Raw genomic sequence first — 16765 nt, forward strand, 5'->3', positions numbered from 1 at the left:
TAGCGACACCTCGGTGGGCGATTCGTAAATACCTACGGCTCCATTGTCGCTCTGATTGCTATAGTTATATACCGAGTAGCGGTACATGCCATCGCGCAGCGCCGTAATGGTAATGGTTTCAGGGCTGGTCGGTGGCGTTAACCAGTTGGCCCTCAAGAAGAGCGTCATCCTACATCGCGTTGGTGGAGTCGCAGACTGTAAAAGTAAACAGGCCCATGAAAAGAAGCGTGCCGCATTTTTTGTAAGAGGCACGACAACCCCTTTCAAAAGCAGGTTCACATAACCTTGGCTTGCAGAGTCGGGACCAGCGGAAACCTTACTTGTTTGGATTGAATCTAAACTAACAGGTGTTTCCCTTGGTAGTCCCTGTTTTCTTGCTATGTCTATCGTTTCTCCTGACGCTACAGTCGTTTATTCCACAGACGAGGGGTACGTTGCCCACTCTACAGAGGGGCTTGTTCATATCCATCTGGGCGATCTGGCGATCTCTGTGCGCGCCAGCGATCTGCCGGCTATGCAAAAAAAGCTGGGTCGCCTCTGTAATTCGTTTCGCGGGTGCGACTGCTCGCGGGGCTGTCGCTGGCAGCTGCGCGTGCCCTGCACGAAGCATCCAGTGCTCGTGCTTGGCACCGACGAGATGCGCTCTCTGAACGAACTGGTACAGGGCGCCTCCACGATGATTGAGCTCGACGCCATGCTTACGGACGCGTCTATCACTCGCTCGTAGCAGGCTGCCTGTGGCACATCGTAGGTACAGGCAATCAGACGACCAATACATATCTGACAAGAGACACATCCAACAAAAAAAACGCGCCCCACACAGCGCCGCGTACGGGCGCGCTGCATGGGGCGCAGTCGTCGTCTCCACGATGGTGGGCGGGATGGAGACGACGAGGAATCAGTACGTCGTTTCTACCTGATCCCGCGTTACGGATAGCCCCCTACTGAAACTGTGGATCCACGGGCGTTTCGGCCAGGTGGTTCACGTAGTTGCTGATCGTCTTTATGCCGATCAGGCCCACGATTTCGTACAGCTCGGCGGTGGTAAGACCGGCCTCTTCGAACTCGGCGCGGTCTTCGTCGCTAAGCCAGCCGCGCTTGCCCAGAAGGCGCCTGGTGGCGCGAGCCAGCAGGCGCTGACGCCCTTCGCTGGGCAGGCCGCCATCAACCAGTTCGTCGATCACGTCAGCGTCGAGTCCGGCTTGGGCTCCGGCAGCGCCATGGGCTTTGGTGCAGTAGTGGCAGTCGTTATATCCCGAAATCGTGAGGATGACCAGCTGCTGCTCGGCCGGACTGAGCACGCCGTTGCTCAGGTGGCCATTGGCCTTCAGGTAGGTTTCGGCGACAGCCGGATTCTGGGATGCCAGTTCATCGATCAGGTTCGGAACGAAGCCAAACGCTTCCTTGGCGGCGTTGCGGACGGCATCGGCGTGGTCTACAGTCGAGGTTGCCATATCGTAAATCAGCGTTGTTGATGCAGAGTACGTGTTGCGCTGCGAAAATCACTCGCACGCGCACTGTTCTGTGCCGCCCTGCACTGAGACGTTACGTCGTTCATGCAACGCACCTGTTATATGTGTGTGACAACACATAGAGTAGGTACGTAGCTCGAAAAGCAGGTGTGCCTCCGTGCTTGTGCTGAACGGCCTGACATGCGATGTCTCTCCGTTATCCAAAAGGAGCTATCACACAGAGACCTTGGCATGCGATGTCCCGTCAAAATCTTCACCGATGCATCATTTCTGCGTAGTGCGTTGCGTGTCGCATCTCAACAGACCACCGCCTATCTTTGGCGTAGATATCCCACTCATCTGTTACCCACGCACCTACTTCCGCGCTGCCATGGCTACCGACTATGCTCGATCTCGCCCTGATCTGCTTCTGCACGGCGGCACGGTGCTCGACCCGTATGCCGAGACCACAATCCGTGCCGATGTGCTCATTCGCGAGGGATGTATTGCCGAGGTGGCGCCTAACCTGGACGCGACGGTTGAGGCGGCGGTGCCACGCGTGGACTGCTCGGGGCAGCACATTTCGCCGGGGTGGGTGGATATGCATGTGCATCTGCGCGAGCCGGGCTTCGAGCATAAGGAAACGATTGCCTCTGGCACACGCGCTGCAGCGTTTGGTGGGTTCACCGAGATCGCCTGCATGCCCAACACAAACCCGCCGCTCGATACACGGGCTTCGGTGGGATACGTAGCGCATCGCGCTGAAGAACATCCGGTTGCCGTGCACCCGATCGGATGCGTCTCGAAGGAACGCGCCGGCGAGACGCTCGCCGAGATGGCAAGCATGATGGAAGAAGGGGCCGTGGCGTTTAGCGATGACGGCGCGCCCGTGTATAACGCCGGACTCATGCGCCGGGCGCTCGAATACAGCACCATGCTTGATGCCCCCATCATCAACCATATGGAAGAGCCATCGCTCAACCCGAACGGCCATATGCATGAGGGAGCGGTAGCCACGCGGTTGGGCATTCCGGGCATTCCGGCATGCTCGGAGGACGTGATGATTGCGCGCGACGTTGAGCTGGCGCGCCTCACAGGCGGACACGTCCATGTGGCCCACATCGCCACGGCACGGGGCGTGGAGCTGGTACGCCGCGCGAAGTCCGACGGCATCGAGGTCACCGCCGAGGTGTGTACGCACCATCTGGCGCTGACCGACGAAGCCGTGGAGGCGTCGGGGCTCTCCACGCACACCAAGATGCACCCCCCGCTCCGCAGCGCCGCCGATGTTGACGCGCTGAAAGCGGGCCTGGCCGATGGCACGATCGATGCGATCTGCACCGATCACGCCCCGCATGCGCCGCACGAGAAAGATGTGCCGTTTCCGGAAGCGCCTAACGGCATTCTGGGGCTGGAGACGGCCTGGGGGCTTGTTGGGCGCGAGCTATTGGCCTCGGGCGTGTGCTCGCTCATGCAGGCGGTGCAGGCGCTGGCAGTAGCCCCGCGGCGCATCTTGCGTCTCCCTGCACCCACGTTTGAACCAGGAGCAGCCGCTAACCTCACTGTTTTTGATCCCGACACGCGGTGGACCTTTACCGAGCGCCACATTCGCTCGAAGAGCCGGAATACGCCGTTTGTGGATGCGGAGCTTGTCGGTAAAGCGCACGGCATCTACCGCGAGGAACAGTGGGTGGTATGCGACGAGGTACCCGCCCGATAACAGGAGCGCTACGCATCTACCAGCGTCAGTCGCTCGGGGTCGGTGCGGTCCAGGATGAGCTTGAGGGTCACGAGCAGCAAGAGGGCTGCAACAGGAATGAGTACCTGAAACGCAGTGATGAAGAGCGACGACACCTGCAGCCCGAGAATGAGCACGATAGCCGGAGCGCAGCAGGCGCCGCCGGCCAGCAGAGCAGGCAGGCTTGCGAGCACGCCGGTAGAGCGGTTGAAGCGGCACGCGCTTGGCTGGTTGTAGGCAACATACGTCACCATGAGGTTGAGCGCAGCGAGCAGCGAGAGCGCGCTGCCAACCAGGATGTTCATCGGAGCAATGAGCACCGTAACGCCGGGCAATGTAAGCCGGGCGATGGCCTCAAACGTAAACGGGCCTGTGGCACTGAACATCCGCGTCCATTCCACCGAAGCAAACTGCACGCCGCTGCCGCCAAGCGTAATGTCGCGCAGGGCAATCAGAAACAGTACCAGATACAGAATGCCGATACCTACCGCGATGCGCCGATAGCGCGGCACGTGCAGCAGCGTTAGAAGTGTCTTAAAAGCATTGTGCATAGCGCATCCGGTCGCTTTTGTAAATTATACCCGTGAATCTCCTCGGTGCTCATCGGGAACGGTTCAGAAAGACCGACCCCAACAGTGCTACACCGTGGCGCTGTTGGGATAGAACGCGTGCCAGGCGAAGAAGAACGCCTCTATCGACACCAGCGCATCGAGCGGTAGGGCGTTAGGCGCATACGTTTCGCCGTCGATCTCGTAGCGATTATCTTCAAGCGGAGTGATCTCAGGGAGCACATCGCCCCGGTAGATGTGCGCGGTGGTAAAGTCGGCATCGTACACAGCCACAAACGATCCGATCTGCTGCACACGCTGGGTCTTCAAGTCGTCAAGCACAACGTACACGCTTGCTTCAGCGGTGCGTGCGCCCACAACCATTTCTTTTGGGTGATGCGCATCAGATTCGTGCATGAGCGGAAAGATGACCTCGCGTGCACTGTAGTAGCCCCCCCGCGGATTGTAGCGTCCGTACGGGTCGTTACTGTAGTTGCGCATGTGACCGGTGTCGTCGCTCAGCACCTTCGTATCCGGATGCTGCGCGCGCCACTCGCCCCAGGTGGTCCAGATCAAGTTTACCTCGTCGAGAGCATTTCCGGCGTGATCGCCAGTGAGCCCGGTTGCTGCGATCTGCGAGAAGTAGCTTTCGGTGTCGCGGTCGAACATCACCAGGTTGCTGTTCAGCAGTTGGCCCGACACCCCGAGTGTGGTATCGCCCCGCTTAAACCCCTGCGACGTAGCCGTGAGCGGACAATACGTAACCGCTACAGGCAGTCCGCCCACCTCATCGTTTACAATTTCGTGGTGCACAAGTATGTTCTGCGGATAGGTGCGTGCGTCGCCCTCATGTACGAACCCGATGACCATGTCGCCATCATCAAGACGAGCGCTGCTGCCATCAACGAAGTTGGGAGCGTCTATGGAAGGGATGCCATCGGGCGGCGGCCCGCCCGACATCATAAAATCGGTGTAGTCGGCAATGCCGTCAGAGAGCATGTAGGGCGTATCGGCGGTAGGTAGCACCGGGTCGAGCGGCGAACTCGCTGTCCAGGCCGTAGTCAGGTGCAGCGCCAGATACAGCCCACCTCCGAGAATGAGGCCAACTGCCGAAGCGAAAAGTGTACGAGGAACGCGTATCATAGCCGGTAGCATGGTGGATGGATGGAGAAGCAGGCGGGCGTTATATCTGTGCTACAGCGGCGGGTGCGCGTTACAGCTTCCCAAAAAAAGAAAGACCGTCTGCATCCCCCTAAATGGAGCATGGTGCAGACGGTCTTGCCAGGTTTCTGCTATTATGCAGCAGAATAGTGCCAAAAAGAGGAAGGAATGCTACCGTTCTACCACGACCTCGCGTTCGGTATAGTTAAACGAGCCAGGCACCTGGTCGCCATTCTCGTCGAGAAGCGCAAGGGTAAACGTGTAGGTGCCGCTTTCGAGGCCCTCCACGAATGCGGGGGTCCACTCGTGCATGGTGAGTTCAGCGACGGGCTCGTCGTGGTCGTCGTGCTCGATAGTATAGTGGGCACGGAAGCCATCTTCGCTGAGCGTTACGTTGTAGAGGTAGAAGTCGAGCATGATGCGCTCGGCCCCTTCGCCACTATAGGTGCCTTTCGGACGGCTATAGATGATGCTGGGCTCGCCTTCCTCAAGCGGGAACGGTTCGCCAACAGCCTCTTCGCCTACATAGAAGTTAACGAGATCGGCTGCGTCATCACTCTTCACGCTCTCGTGAAAAGAGCGGCTTGGAAATACAAAGGCGGAATACGCGCCGGGCTCCAGCTCGCCAATGCTAAACGGCTCTGCGTCGATGTTATAGTTGGCGAAATACGGGTCGTTATTCAGAATAATGTGGGTGTGCTGGCCCTGCTCCGAGTTGGCAATCCGGTCGATGCGTGGCACCTCGGTCTGCGATCCGGGAATGAAGTTCTCTACAGCAACGCGGACCTCCACCTCGCCGGGTTCGAGCACTTCCTCGGATTCGGGGGACTCGAATCGTGCGGTGGCACCGTCGATAGCGGGTGCCCGCTCACCGGGAGCCAGCACCACGCCCTCTTCGGTTTCTTGTTCATCGGGGGGAGCTTCGCAGGCCGTAAAGACGAGCAAGGGGGCTACGAGTATCATAGCCAGATAGGTAAAGCGCCGGGCAGCATGCAGCATAAAGCGAAAAAGAGTTAGCCAGGAAAACAATGACGTACATGTAAGAACCTGCGAGGCCGAGTATGGACAGGCAGGCTACCGCGTTACAATGCAGATGGCATCACCGGTTCCGTGGGTTGCGCAATCGTGAAGTCCACCGCATGTTCTGGTGTATGCGCGGTAGCACATGCGTGGCAGTACATGCGCCGCAGTACATGCTATGCTCCCCTCCCCGGCATTTCTTGCGGAGCGGAGTGCGTTGCTGGCGTGTGCATGCTGACATACGAGTCTCTTTTCCGATCAGCCGTCTACACGCGGAACAGTGGTCTACTGTAACATTATATAATAATATAAATTGAAAAAATATCACTGCTGGCTCTGCGTTTTATGAACCGTTTTTACCTTTTGCTTGCATCGCTTATGATGATGGGGAGCAGCCTGACCTATGCGCAGGCGCCCCAGACGCTCACGCTATCGGTCGACGATGCGGTGTCGCGTGCGCAAGCGCAGAACTACCAGCTGCAGCAGGTGCAAGCCGGGTCTGATGCGGCCCGAGCTGAAGCCCGGCAGACCCTGGCAACATTCCTCCCCCAGCTATCTGTAGGCGAAGACGCCACATCCACAACCGACCCGCTCAATGCGTTTGGCTTCCAGCTTAAGCAGTCTACCGTTACCGAGGCCGATTTCGCGCCGCAGGAGTTGAACGATCCTGATCGAATTGAAAACTTCACAACGCGGGTAGAAGTGCGCCAGCCCATATTCAATGCAGAAGGCATATATGAGCGGCGGGCTGCTACGCGACAGGCACGGGCATCGCAGTTGGAAACTGCGCGCACAGCCGAGATGGTCCGGTTTCGCGTACGCAGCCAGTACTATGGACTGGTACTGGCGCGTGAGCGGCGCGCAGTAGTCAACACAGCTTTGGAAGCTGCTCGGAGCAACGCGTCGCGTGCTGAAGACCTACTTGATCAGGGCATGATCAACCAGGCAGACCTCCTGGAAGCGCGCGTTCGTGTGCTTGAGCTCGATGCCGACCGCACCGAAGCCCAGGCAGCTGTAGACGACGCTGTCGACCAGCTGCGCTATCTGTTAGGCATTGATGAGCAGATCACCATTGAGCCGTCAGATAGCCTGCCACATCCACAGAACAACGGCTCTGACAAAGTGCCCTCGATCAACGCGAGCGCGGTAAATGCGGATCGCTCCGACATGCAGGCGCTGCGTCTGCAGCGCGATGCTGCGCAACAGCGCGTACGGGCTGCTCGCGCGGCCTTCCTGCCCACGCTAAATGCACAGGGCGGGTACGAGTGGAACGACACCGTTCCGTTTGGCACGAAGGGGCAGAGCTGGACTGTTGGCATATCGCTTCGGTGGAATGTGTTCAGTGGGTTTGAGCAGGTAGGAGGGATCCAGCGAGCCCGTGCCAACCAGCGCGCTTCCGAGCTGGCAGTGCGCGACCAGGCTCTGCAAAACGAGGTCGAGATTAACGCTGCTTTACGAGCGCTGCGAACCTCGAGGGAGCGTGTTGCACAGACCGGGGCCATGGTAGAACAGGCCCGCGAATCATTTCGTCTGCGCTCCGACCGGTTTGAACAGGGGCTCGAAAGCACGACCGACCTGCTCAATGCAGAAGCCCAGCGCGCAAACAGTCAGCTGGCCGCCCTGCAGGCACGCTACAGCTATGCAATGAACCGATTCCGGATTGAACTGCTCACCGAGCAGACGCTGCAGCGGTAGTCCTGTCCCGACTCCTACCCCGAACGGCTGTTTTCAGGCCCTGCCCTCTACGCCCCCCTTTTCTTACCGTATGATACCTGCTGCTACAACTATGAATATCAATCTTTACATGGCCCGTGCCGGCGCGTTTGTTTTCGTGGTTCTTCTTACTGCCAGCGTTACGGCATGCGGAAGTGGGGAGCCAGACGCCTGGAACGACGAGCGGGAGCCGGTGGCGGTACAGACAGCCGAGCTCGCCGAGCAGAGCTACCCCCGTCAGTTGCAGTTTACGGGTACGGTAGAGGGATCCGAACGCATTCCGCTGAGCACGCGCATTATGGGGCGTGTAGAGGAGGTGCGCGTCGGTGAAGGCACGTCTGTTTCAGAAGGACAGCTACTCGCCCGCATTGGCGACCGCGACCTGCAGGCCCAGCGGCGTCAGGTAGAGGCCCAGCAAGAGGAAGCCCGGGCCGCCTTGCGTAACGCCCGCACGCAGTTTGCACGCCTCGACACGCTACTGCAGCGGGGCAGCGCCACACAGCAGGCGTACGACAATGCCCAAACGCAGTACGAACGGGCCCAGGCGCAGGTAGAGACGCTCGAAAACCGTCTCGATGAGATCGACGAGTCGCTGACCTACACCACCATTACAGCGCCTGCATCCGGAACGATCGTTGAGCAACGAACCGAGCGCGGCGCAATGGCTGCGCCCGGACAGCCGCTGCTAACGCTTGAAGTGAGCAGCCTGTTGGAGGTGCGTACCCGCGTTTCAGAGCAGCACATCGGTCAGGTAGACGTAGGGGATACGGTACGCGTAGACATCGGGGCGGCTAACAGGACGCTAACCGGACGCGTGACTGAGGTTAATCCCAGTGGCAATCCGGCCAGTCGGCAGTTCCAGGCGCGCGTGCTCCTGAACGACCCGCCTCCCTCCGTTAAGTCAGGAATGTACGCGCAGGTCTTTCACGAAAAGGGCGAGCGTTCGCTGCTTACCATTCCCGTTTCAAGTCTCGTAGAGCGCGGCCAGCTAACGGGCGTTTACACGATTGTGGACGGCGACCGCGCGCTTCTCCGGTGGATTCGAACAGGCGTGGTGCACGACGATCGCGTCGAGGTGCTTTCAGGGCTGCAGCCGGGCGAGCGCTACGTAACGCACGCCGACGATCGTCTTCGCGACGGGCATCCTATCGTTATGCAGGACTAACACATCCCCCTGTCTTACCCGCTTACGCACCGCCTTTCCTTCTACTGTTATGGCTACCCAATCAGGCTTTGCCGGACGTCTTGCTCAGCCGTTTATCAACTCGAAGATCACCCCCTTGCTGATGGCCGCGTTTCTTGGCATCGGCATCTACAGCATCTGGCTGACGCCCAAGGAAGAGGACCCGCAGATCGAGGTCCCGATGGTCGACATCTTTGTAGAGCAGCCCGGCGCAACGCCCGAGGAGGTGGAAAGCCGCATCATCGAGCCGCTGGAGCACCTGCTTAGCAACATCGAAGGCGTTGAGTATATCTACTCAACCGCGATGGCGGGGCAGGCCTCGGTGAGCGTACGCTATTACGTTGGCGAAGACATCCCCCGCAGCCTCGTGAAGCTGTACGAGCAGATTCTGAAGCGAATGGAGCAGATGCCGCCTGGGGCGTCAATGCCGCTCATCAAAACGCGTGATGTCGATGACGTGCCCATCCTGGCGCTTACGCTACACAGCGATACCTACGATGATTATGACTTGCGCCAGATGGGCAACGAGCTGGCCACGGTGCTCAAACGGTCTGACGGCGTGGCTGCGATCGACGTGATCGGGGGGCGGTCGCGTACGGTGCAGGTGCACACCGACCCAAGCCGCCTCGCTGCTTACGGACTCGACTTGCCTGCTATTGCAGAACAGATGCAAGCAGCGAATCAGCAGGTAGAGGCGGGGTCGTTTCGGGCGGGGGATGCGGAGTATCTTGTGGAAACAGGCCCCTTCCTTGAACATGCCGAGGACGTGCGCAATCTCGTGGTTGGCGTGCACGACGGGGCCCCCGTCTATTTAAGCGATGTCGCAACTATTACCGACGGACCAAGCGAAGCCGAGCGGTACGTTCAGTTTGGATATGGCGTACATCACCTCCCGAAAGCGTCTGACGAACAGGAGGCGCCCGATGAAGACGCAAGGGCAGAGGCGCTCGCTGCATACCCGGCGGTAACGCTCGCTGTAGCCAAACGAGGCGGCGCCGACGCGATGTCTGTAGCAGAAAATGTTACCGAAACGCTCGAACAGACGCGTCCTACGCTGCTTCCTGCAGATGTGACGGTGAGCACGACCCGAAACTATGGCGAGTCGGCCTCCGACAAGGTCAGCGAGCTCTTCCTACATCTGATCATCGCTATTCTTACGGTAACGGTCGTCGTAGGGCTGTCAATGGGGTGGCGGGGCGGACTGGTTGTCTTTCTGTCTGTGCCCATTAGCTTTGCGCTCACGCTCTTCGTGTACTACATGTTTGGGTACACCCTCAACCGGATTACGCTGTTTGCCCTCATCTTTGTGACGGGAATCGTGGTTGATGACTCGATCATCGTAGCAGAGAATATGGAGCGCCACTTTAAGATGCGGCGTCTTCCATTTGCTCAGGCGGCACTGACTGCTATCAACGAGGTCGGCAACCCGACAATTCTGGCTACCTTTACGGTGATCGCTGCGGTGCTTCCCATGGCCTTTGTGTCGGGGCTGATGGGCCCCTACATGAGTCCGATGCCTATCGGTGCGTCGGTGGCTGCGTTGTTCTCGCTTTTCGTAGGGCTCACCATCACGCCATACCTGGCATACCGGCTGCTCGACACCACCCCGGCTACCGAAGACACGCCCGAGTACCGCCTCGAAGATACGACCATCTACCGCTGGTACGAAGCAGCTATTCGTCCGCTCCTCGAAAACCCCACGCTGGGCTGGAGCTTTATCGGGGGCACCACCGTGCTGCTGTTAGCTTCGCTATCGCTGTTCTACTTTCAGGCCGTAACGGTAAAAATGCTGCCGTATGACGACAAAGACGAGTTTCAAGTCGTCATCGACATGCCCGAAGGAACGCCATTGGAGCGTACGGCGGCTGTGACACGCGAGTTGGGGCTCTATCTTGCGCAGCAGCCTGAGGTGGTAGACTACCAGACCTTCGTTGCCGAGGCATCGCCGATCAATCTGAACGGACTGGTACGGCAATACGACATGCGCTCGGCCCCGCATCAGGCCGATATTCAGGTCAACCTGCGCTCTAAGTCAGAACGGAGTACGCAGAGCCACCCTATCGCTAAATCGATGCGTCCGGCTCTGCAGGAAATTGGCGCGCGGCATGGCGCTACAATCAAGGTCGCCGAGGTGCCCCCCGGGCCGCCTGTAATGGCTACGCTCGTAGCCGAAATCTACGGTCCCGATGCAGACGAGCAGCGCGCCATCGCTGCCCAGGTCAAAGACCTGTTCGCCTCGACCGACGAGGTGGTCGATGTCGACTGGACGGTAGAAGCCGACCAGACGCGCTACATGTTCAGCATAGACAAAGAGAAGGCCATGCAGATGGGCGTTTCGGCGCAGCGAATCACTGAGGCTATGCGTCTGGGACTTGGGGGAGCCGATGTGTCGACGCTACGTGTGGAAGGCGCGCGCGACCTGGTAGGCATTGAGCTGCGCCTCCACGAGGCCGATCGCTCAAACCTGGATGCGCTGGGCACGATGCCCGTGCAAACCCAGGCTGGCACAGTCGTTCCTGTGGGCGACTTGGTCGAGGTGGTCGAAACAACCAGACGCAAGACCATCAATCGCAAAAACCAGCAGCGCGTAATCTACGTGACGGCCGATGTAGCCGGCGAAGTGGAGAGTCCGGTCTATTCCATGCTCGACGTCGAAGACCGGCTCAACGAGGTCGACATGCCCACCGGATACGAGCTGGCTACGCTCTACACCGGCCCGCCCACGGTAGACGACGAGTACTTCCTGAAGTGGGATGGCGAGTGGGCGATTACCTACAAGGTATTTCGTGATCTGGGTATCGCCTTCGCGGTCGTACTGGTCATCATTTATATGCTGATTGTTGGCTGGTTTCAGGCACTCACGACGCCAATCGTCATGATGGTTGCTATCCCGCTTTCGCTCATCGGCGTGGTTGTTGGGCACTGGATCATGGGCGCGTTCTTCACGGCGACCTCCATGATTGGCTTCATCGCACTGGCGGGGATTATGGTGCGTAACTCGGTGCTGCTCATCGACTTTATCGATATTCGGCTCGACGATGGCATCCCGCTTAAACAGGCTATTATCGAAGCAGGAGCCGTACGCACGCGACCCATTCTACTCACAGCTGGAACGGTCGCCATCGGGGCGTTTGTGATTATCCTCGATCCGGTGTTTCAAGGGCTGGCCATATCGCTGATTGGCGGAGTGGTGGCGTCCACCGCGCTCACGCTACTCATCGTTCCGCTCATATACTACATGCTGGAGCGCCGCAAATCGCCCGAAGAGCGAGGCCGTGCTGCGATGGGTGCGCCTGAACTGCCGGATACAGGCGAGCCACGCACAGGCGACCCGGATGCAGGTGGGCCTGCAGAGGCTGACGCTGCACCGGACGCCCCTCCTTCTGCATCCGATGATCCCGATGCGGACAACGACTCGTCATCGCCCTCCCCTCACTAAGTTACTGAAGGCATGAAGCTTGTAGCCGTAATGAGTATCGACTCGTACCGCGACACCCTGCATGGGCTCTACAAAGAGCACGCAATCAGGGTGTTCAGCGAAATTGATATTCAAGGACACTATCACGAAAACGCGGCATCAACATCCGACATCGGATGGTTTGGGCGCCCCAGCCGCTCGGCTTACTCCACGCTTACGTGGGCGTTTGTCAGCGACTCGGAAGCTGAGGCATTCATGGAGGCGATTGCGGGTTTCAATGCAACCCACGATCCCGATCATCCCATCCGCGCGTTCCAAATGGATGTGGAGCGCGCGGTGTAACCTGCGTCGCATGTTGGTGTACGAATAGCTCCCCAGCCTATGAACGGATACCTCCGTAGACTCGTGCCCATGCGCCGCCTCTTGCTACTTCTCGCGATGCTGATGGCTTCTGGGCTTGCCCCCTCCACTCAGGCGCAGCCTTCGCCGTCGCTCGACGCACTCTTCTCGGCATATGTGGATGCAGACGGCTTTGTCGACTACGAGGCCCTGCATGCGGACTACGACGACGCGCTGGCGCCACACGTTGAAGCGCTTGCCGGTGCGCGTCCTGACACACTCGGTGTTGATGCGCAGCGTGCGTTCTGGCTCAATGCGTACAACGTGCTCACCCTGGCGCTCATTGCACGTCACTACCCGGTGAACTCCGTCTGGGAGATTCAGCAAGAGGGATCCGAGGCGCTGGGGCCGTTCGAGAGACCGGTGGGCGTAGTAGCGGGCGACACCCTTTCGCTGGATGCAATTCAGTATACGCGCATCCGGCCGCTCTTTCGCGACGATCCTCGCTATCACATGGCCCTGGTGTGCGCGGCGGTAAGCTGTCCGCCGTTGCGGCAGGAAGCGTACACGGGTAGCGAACTACACGCAGAGCTCGAAGCGCAGGCGCGCCGGTTCATCCAGAATCCGATGCAGAACGTACTGCTTCGGCCCCAGGAAATCGCACGCCTCTCATCCATCTTCGAGTGGTATCGCGATGAGTTTGGGGGCTCCGATGCCAAGATCCAGCAGTTCATCGCAGCCTATATCGGCGACGAAGCCGCAGCCGAGCGGCTACGGGCCGAGGCGTATGTGGTGACGTACCGCTCGTACGACTGGACGCTCAACGCGCAACGCTTGAACTGATGTCCCCGAAGCCGAACCAAGACGCAGTTACGTCTCAGAAGGCCGGGTCCAGACCAGACGCACCACCGCTGCGGGGCCGCTATGGCCCGGGCCTTCATCGAGCGAGACAATCGGCTCAGAAAGCAGCTCGATGCCTTCGTGTGGGAACGCACCGCGTAGCTCGTCTGCTGTCATCATCATATCGGCGTTGGGCGGACCGCCACTGGTGTAGCCGTCGGTGCGCTGCTCCGGGCGGAACCATTCTGCGATGAGTGTGCCGCCGGGGGCAAGGGCGGCCTGCATCGTTTCATACAACTGCGGCTGCCACTGCACGGGCAGATGCACAAACGAAGCGACCACAGCGTCGTAGGTGCGTTCGGGCGTCCAGGTTGTAAGGTCTGCGTGTTGCGTTCTGAGCGCAACGCCTTCGCGCTTGGCCCAGGCTACAGCTTTCTTCAGCGCCACCTCTGAGTAGTCGAGTAGCGTCACGTCGTAGCCCTCACGGGCCAGATAGATCGCGTTGCGCCCCTCGCCCCCAGCCAGGTCGAGCACCGTGCCGTCTTTGGGGAGGTGCGCTATCTGTGCGGCAATAAAGGCGTTTGGCGACGCGCCGTACACGAAGTGATCACGGTCAAACCGGCTGTTCCAGAAAGAAGGGTCCATGCAATGTGTGCAGAGAAGGTGTGAGGAGGAAAGGTAGGCAGATTTGGACGAAAGGTAGCATGGAGAGAAAAACATGCGTCTGCTCCCATCCTTTTATGACGAAAACGCCAATATTACCACTACGAAGAGGCGTTGGACTGTTAGAAGCTGTTTTGGTTTGCAGCCCAGCGGAGCCGCCCGGAGCCCAAAGTAAGAAATCAACATACCAGCTTCTTAGCGTATGCTGGTGTCGTATGCCGGAGCCTGGCATCACTCGCCAGAGAAGAGGGCGTCCACACTGACCTCAATGTCGGTAGCGGGGTCGGTAAGCGTGCCCCGGTCAAGCGTGCGGGGCTTTGCGTCGTTGGTGTACACCGTAATAGTCTGCATGGCCGGTTGCACGAGCCAGCACGACTCTACGCCGGCATCCAGCATCACGTGTATCTTGTCGGCCACGTCTTGTGTGCTCTGCGACGGACTTACAATCTCCACAGCTAAAAGCGGCGGTTCACTTACCTGAGTCGTGTCGTGCGCAAATGTGATCTTGCGCTTCCGAAACACACACAGGTCGGGCGTCAGGCGAACATTGCCCAGCTGGAGCGTCAGTTCGCTGGCGACGGTGTATTTGTCGCGATACGGGCCGAAAGTCAGGGAAATGAGAAACTGTAGATGACCGTGGTTGAGGCTGGGCAAGGGCTTGCCACGTTCTTGTTCGTATGTGCTGGTGGATTCAGAGCGCACGTCTTCAGCATGCACTTCTTCAGACAGCGATTCTGCGGGGGCATGGGGCGCTTCAACATCGGGAGCAGGCATGGGACGCATTCGGCGATCAGAAAGGGATACCGTTAGGACTTACATATACGTGATGGCGTCGTGAAGATTCCGTGGACACGGTATAGGAAGTGCCGGTTCCGAAGGCTGGCACCTGGTTAGGACGTTTCGCCCTGCTCACGCAGCACGCGTTTCAGCACCGACTCGGCCTTCGTAACGCTGCGCATGCACAGGCGTGCGACCAGGCGGGTTTGCTCCGCCTCCGAAAGATCGGCGTGGTGCCCTTGCCGCTCAATGCGATGCCGTCGTGCATGGTAGAGCCCAATAGCGGCTGCCACCGATATGTTAAAGCTCTCGGTGAATCCGCTCATCGGAATGACGCACGACAGGTCGGCGGCCGCGCGGAGGCTCTCAGATACGCCGTCGCGCTCATTGCCAAAGACCAGCGCGGTAGGCGTAGTAAAGTCGACGGATTCGATGGGCACAGCCTTGTCGTCGAGGTACATGGCGGCCACGCGGTAGCCGCGGTCTTGCAGGTGCTCTACGCAAGACACAGAATCCTCCCACTGGTGCACGTCGAGCCAGCGCTGGGCTCCTTTCGCCGTACGCTCCGAATGCTTATAGCGCCCATCTGTGGCAATGACATGCAGGTCCTGGTAGCCCATGGCTTCGGTCGACCGCATCACAGCGCTCACGTTTCCGGTGTTCACGATGCCCTCAATAACGGGCACCACCGTGCGCGTACGTCCGGCTACTACATTACGAATGCCCTGCAGGCGGCTGTCGCTCATAAAGGGAGTGAGCAGCTCAATAACATGCTCAGGAGACAGGGCGCGGTTGCCCACCTTAAGCGGAGCCAGCGGGTTTTCGGGCCGGGGCGGGTGGTCGGGCGAAGCGTCGGGCCCGATCAACCGGTACATAGCTTTTTGCGCATCAGACGGGGTAGACGTAGGCATATGGAGACGTTCAACGCGGAGAATCAGAGGGAAACGCGGTTCGTTATGGATTTGCAACGCCCTCTCGGTACGATATGTCCGCACTCGTTCGTATAATACGTGTGGTTTAACGCAATCCGTTCGCATCCCTTACCATATCATACCTCTACACGATGACTACGTTATTTCGTACCCCGCTACAACACATATGGATTGGTCTCTTGGCTGTAGCGCTCGGCAGCTTGTCGAGTACGCCCGTAGCTGCGCAGTCGGCTGCCGACATTATCGACCAGATGGATGCCGCCCACCAGGCCATGGCGCAGAACGTGACGTCCTTCACCGTAGAAACGCAGTACGATACGAACCGCTACGAGCGCGAAGAAGTGGATGGACGGTTCGTGTTTCGGGAGGTCGGAGCCGGCGATGGGGCGAGCGCCGACGAGATGCCTATGGTGGGCTTTCTGGACGCGTCGTACATTCAAGCATTGAAAGAAGCGGCTGAATATGAGGGTGTTGAATCGGTCAACGGAGACCAGGCACATGTCCTGCACATTGCAGATACCGAGGCCCTCAGTGCATTTGCCGATCTTGATGCGCAAGACTTTGAGGCCCTTGAGTCGATGCGCATCTTCGTTCGTTCCAGCGACCTGATGCCCGCTCGGTTTGTGTTCGTGGCGCGCATGCCCGAAGAAGAGATGCGAGGCGCTCCGTTTCAGCTTGACGGGCCGGTTACCTTCCAGGTCGATTTCAGCGACTACCGTACGGTCGACGGACTCGCCTATCCATTCATCACCGAGATGAAGAACGACCTGATGGACCAGATGCCGCCGGAGCAGCGTCAGCAGATGGAGCAGGCCCGCGAGCAGTTTCGCCAGCAGATGGAGCAGATGCCTCCGGAGCAACGCCGCATGATGGAAGAACAGATGGGCGACCAGCTGGCCCAGATGGAAGCCATGATGGATGGAGACACCGGGATGCGTGTAGAAGTTAAAAGTCTGACGGTAAACGAGTAGCCAGCCGCTTC

15 protein-coding genes are annotated in these 16765 nt (G+C 59.1%); 8 read left to right on the top strand and 7 right to left on the bottom strand.

Annotated features, from left to right (window positions below):
* The first annotated feature begins 379 nt into the window (after positions 1–379).
* Positions 380–727 carry a citrate synthase gene (locus PPP56_RS05075; RefSeq protein WP_353562946.1) on the top strand — a complete coding sequence of 116 codons (348 nt, stop codon included), beginning with the start codon at positions 380–382 and terminating at the stop codon, positions 725–727.
* Between the two features lie 214 nt (positions 728–941).
* Here PPP56_RS05075 and PPP56_RS05080 read toward each other — a convergent pair whose 3' ends face one another.
* Positions 942–1454, bottom strand: a complete 513-nt coding sequence (locus tag PPP56_RS05080; protein ID WP_353562947.1) for a carboxymuconolactone decarboxylase family protein — start codon at positions 1452–1454, stop codon at positions 942–944.
* 388 nt (positions 1455–1842) lie between these two features.
* Between PPP56_RS05080 and PPP56_RS05085 the strand changes: the two genes are divergently transcribed.
* Entirely contained in the window at positions 1843–3171 is a 1329-nt protein-coding gene (locus PPP56_RS05085) for a dihydroorotase (protein ID WP_353562948.1), read from the top strand.
* 8 nt (positions 3172–3179) lie between these two features.
* Here PPP56_RS05085 and PPP56_RS05090 read toward each other — a convergent pair whose 3' ends face one another.
* The 3 genes from PPP56_RS05090 to PPP56_RS05100 all read right to left on the bottom strand — a co-directional run bounded on the left by PPP56_RS05090 (position 3180) and on the right by PPP56_RS05100 (position 5897).
* Positions 3180–3740: a hypothetical protein gene (locus PPP56_RS05090; protein WP_353562949.1), complete on the bottom strand. Its 561-nt coding sequence runs from the start codon at positions 3738–3740 to the stop codon at positions 3180–3182.
* An 87-nt stretch (positions 3741–3827) separates the two neighbouring features.
* Complete coding sequence (locus PPP56_RS05095; protein ID WP_353562950.1) at positions 3828–4880, bottom strand: DUF3179 domain-containing protein; 1053 nt, start codon at positions 4878–4880, stop codon at positions 3828–3830.
* A 189-nt stretch (positions 4881–5069) separates the two neighbouring features.
* Positions 5070–5897: a hypothetical protein gene (locus PPP56_RS05100; protein WP_353562951.1), complete on the bottom strand. Its 828-nt coding sequence runs from the start codon at positions 5895–5897 to the stop codon at positions 5070–5072.
* 366 nt (positions 5898–6263) lie between these two features.
* On the opposite strand from PPP56_RS05100, the gene PPP56_RS05105 reads away from it, so the two are divergent.
* The 5 genes from PPP56_RS05105 (at position 6264) to PPP56_RS05125 (ending at position 13414) form a co-directional block, all read left to right on the top strand.
* Positions 6264–7613 carry a TolC family protein gene (locus PPP56_RS05105; RefSeq protein ID WP_353562952.1) on the top strand — a complete coding sequence of 450 codons (1350 nt, stop codon included), beginning with the start codon at positions 6264–6266 and terminating at the stop codon, positions 7611–7613.
* Between the two features lie 91 nt (positions 7614–7704).
* Positions 7705–8796: an efflux RND transporter periplasmic adaptor subunit gene (locus PPP56_RS05110; RefSeq protein WP_353562953.1), complete on the top strand. Its 1092-nt coding sequence runs from the start codon at positions 7705–7707 to the stop codon at positions 8794–8796.
* A 49-nt stretch (positions 8797–8845) separates the two neighbouring features.
* Complete coding sequence (locus PPP56_RS05115) at positions 8846–12253, top strand: efflux RND transporter permease subunit (RefSeq protein ID WP_353562954.1); 3408 nt, start codon at positions 8846–8848, stop codon at positions 12251–12253.
* A gap of 12 nt (positions 12254–12265) precedes the next feature.
* Positions 12266–12574: a hypothetical protein gene (locus tag PPP56_RS05120; protein ID WP_353562955.1), complete on the top strand. Its 309-nt coding sequence runs from the start codon at positions 12266–12268 to the stop codon at positions 12572–12574.
* A gap of 39 nt (positions 12575–12613) precedes the next feature.
* Entirely contained in the window at positions 12614–13414 is an 801-nt protein-coding gene (locus PPP56_RS05125; protein WP_353562956.1) for a DUF547 domain-containing protein, read from the top strand.
* 27 nt (positions 13415–13441) lie between these two features.
* On the opposite strand, the gene PPP56_RS05130 is transcribed toward PPP56_RS05125, so the two are convergent.
* The 3 genes from PPP56_RS05130 to PPP56_RS05140 form a co-directional block, all read right to left on the bottom strand.
* Positions 13442–14056 carry an SAM-dependent methyltransferase gene (locus PPP56_RS05130; protein WP_353562957.1) on the bottom strand — a complete coding sequence of 205 codons (615 nt, stop codon included), beginning with the start codon at positions 14054–14056 and terminating at the stop codon, positions 13442–13444.
* Positions 14057–14305: 249 nt separating this feature from the next.
* Complete coding sequence (locus tag PPP56_RS05135) at positions 14306–14848, bottom strand: Uma2 family endonuclease (protein ID WP_353562958.1); 543 nt, start codon at positions 14846–14848, stop codon at positions 14306–14308.
* 116 nt (positions 14849–14964) lie between these two features.
* Positions 14965–15762: a TrmH family RNA methyltransferase gene (locus PPP56_RS05140; RefSeq protein WP_353562959.1), complete on the bottom strand. Its 798-nt coding sequence runs from the start codon at positions 15760–15762 to the stop codon at positions 14965–14967.
* Positions 15763–15914: 152 nt separating this feature from the next.
* Between PPP56_RS05140 and PPP56_RS05145 the strand changes: the two genes are divergently transcribed.
* Positions 15915–16754: a hypothetical protein gene (locus PPP56_RS05145; RefSeq protein ID WP_353562960.1), complete on the top strand. Its 840-nt coding sequence runs from the start codon at positions 15915–15917 to the stop codon at positions 16752–16754.
* Positions 16755–16765 lie beyond the last annotated feature (11 nt).

The sequence above is a fragment of the Longimonas sp. genome, assembly GCF_040409695.1.
Classification (GTDB): domain Bacteria; phylum Bacteroidota; class Rhodothermia; order Rhodothermales; family Salinibacteraceae; genus Longimonas.

What these genes read in the sequence shown, in the direction of transcription:
- PPP56_RS05120 (WP_353562955.1), top strand. Translation starts at nt 12,266, where the DNA reads ATGAAGCTTGTAGCCGTAATGAGTATCGACTCGTACCGCGACACCCTG.
- PPP56_RS05115 (WP_353562954.1), top strand. Translation starts at nt 8,846, where the DNA reads ATGGCTACCCAATCAGGCTTTGCCGGACGTCTTGCTCAGCCGTTTATC.
- PPP56_RS05140 (WP_353562959.1), bottom strand. Translation starts at nt 15,762, where the DNA reads ATGCCTACGTCTACCCCGTCTGATGCGCAAAAAGCTATGTACCGGTTG.
- PPP56_RS05130 (WP_353562957.1), bottom strand. Translation starts at nt 14,056, where the DNA reads ATGGACCCTTCTTTCTGGAACAGCCGGTTTGACCGTGATCACTTCGTG.
- PPP56_RS05105 (WP_353562952.1), top strand. Translation starts at nt 6,264, where the DNA reads ATGAACCGTTTTTACCTTTTGCTTGCATCGCTTATGATGATGGGGAGC.
- PPP56_RS05145 (WP_353562960.1), top strand. Translation starts at nt 15,915, where the DNA reads ATGACTACGTTATTTCGTACCCCGCTACAACACATATGGATTGGTCTC.
- PPP56_RS05110 (WP_353562953.1), top strand. Translation starts at nt 7,705, where the DNA reads ATGAATATCAATCTTTACATGGCCCGTGCCGGCGCGTTTGTTTTCGTG.
- PPP56_RS05080 (WP_353562947.1), bottom strand. Translation starts at nt 1,454, where the DNA reads ATGGCAACCTCGACTGTAGACCACGCCGATGCCGTCCGCAACGCCGCC.
- PPP56_RS05095 (WP_353562950.1), bottom strand. Translation starts at nt 4,880, where the DNA reads ATGATACGCGTTCCTCGTACACTTTTCGCTTCGGCAGTTGGCCTCATT.
- PPP56_RS05085 (WP_353562948.1), top strand. Translation starts at nt 1,843, where the DNA reads ATGGCTACCGACTATGCTCGATCTCGCCCTGATCTGCTTCTGCACGGC.
- PPP56_RS05075 (WP_353562946.1), top strand. Translation starts at nt 380, where the DNA reads ATGTCTATCGTTTCTCCTGACGCTACAGTCGTTTATTCCACAGACGAG.
- PPP56_RS05135 (WP_353562958.1), bottom strand. Translation starts at nt 14,848, where the DNA reads ATGCCTGCTCCCGATGTTGAAGCGCCCCATGCCCCCGCAGAATCGCTG.
- PPP56_RS05090 (WP_353562949.1), bottom strand. Translation starts at nt 3,740, where the DNA reads ATGCACAATGCTTTTAAGACACTTCTAACGCTGCTGCACGTGCCGCGC.
- PPP56_RS05125 (WP_353562956.1), top strand. Translation starts at nt 12,614, where the DNA reads ATGAACGGATACCTCCGTAGACTCGTGCCCATGCGCCGCCTCTTGCTA.
- PPP56_RS05100 (WP_353562951.1), bottom strand. Translation starts at nt 5,897, where the DNA reads ATGCTGCATGCTGCCCGGCGCTTTACCTATCTGGCTATGATACTCGTA.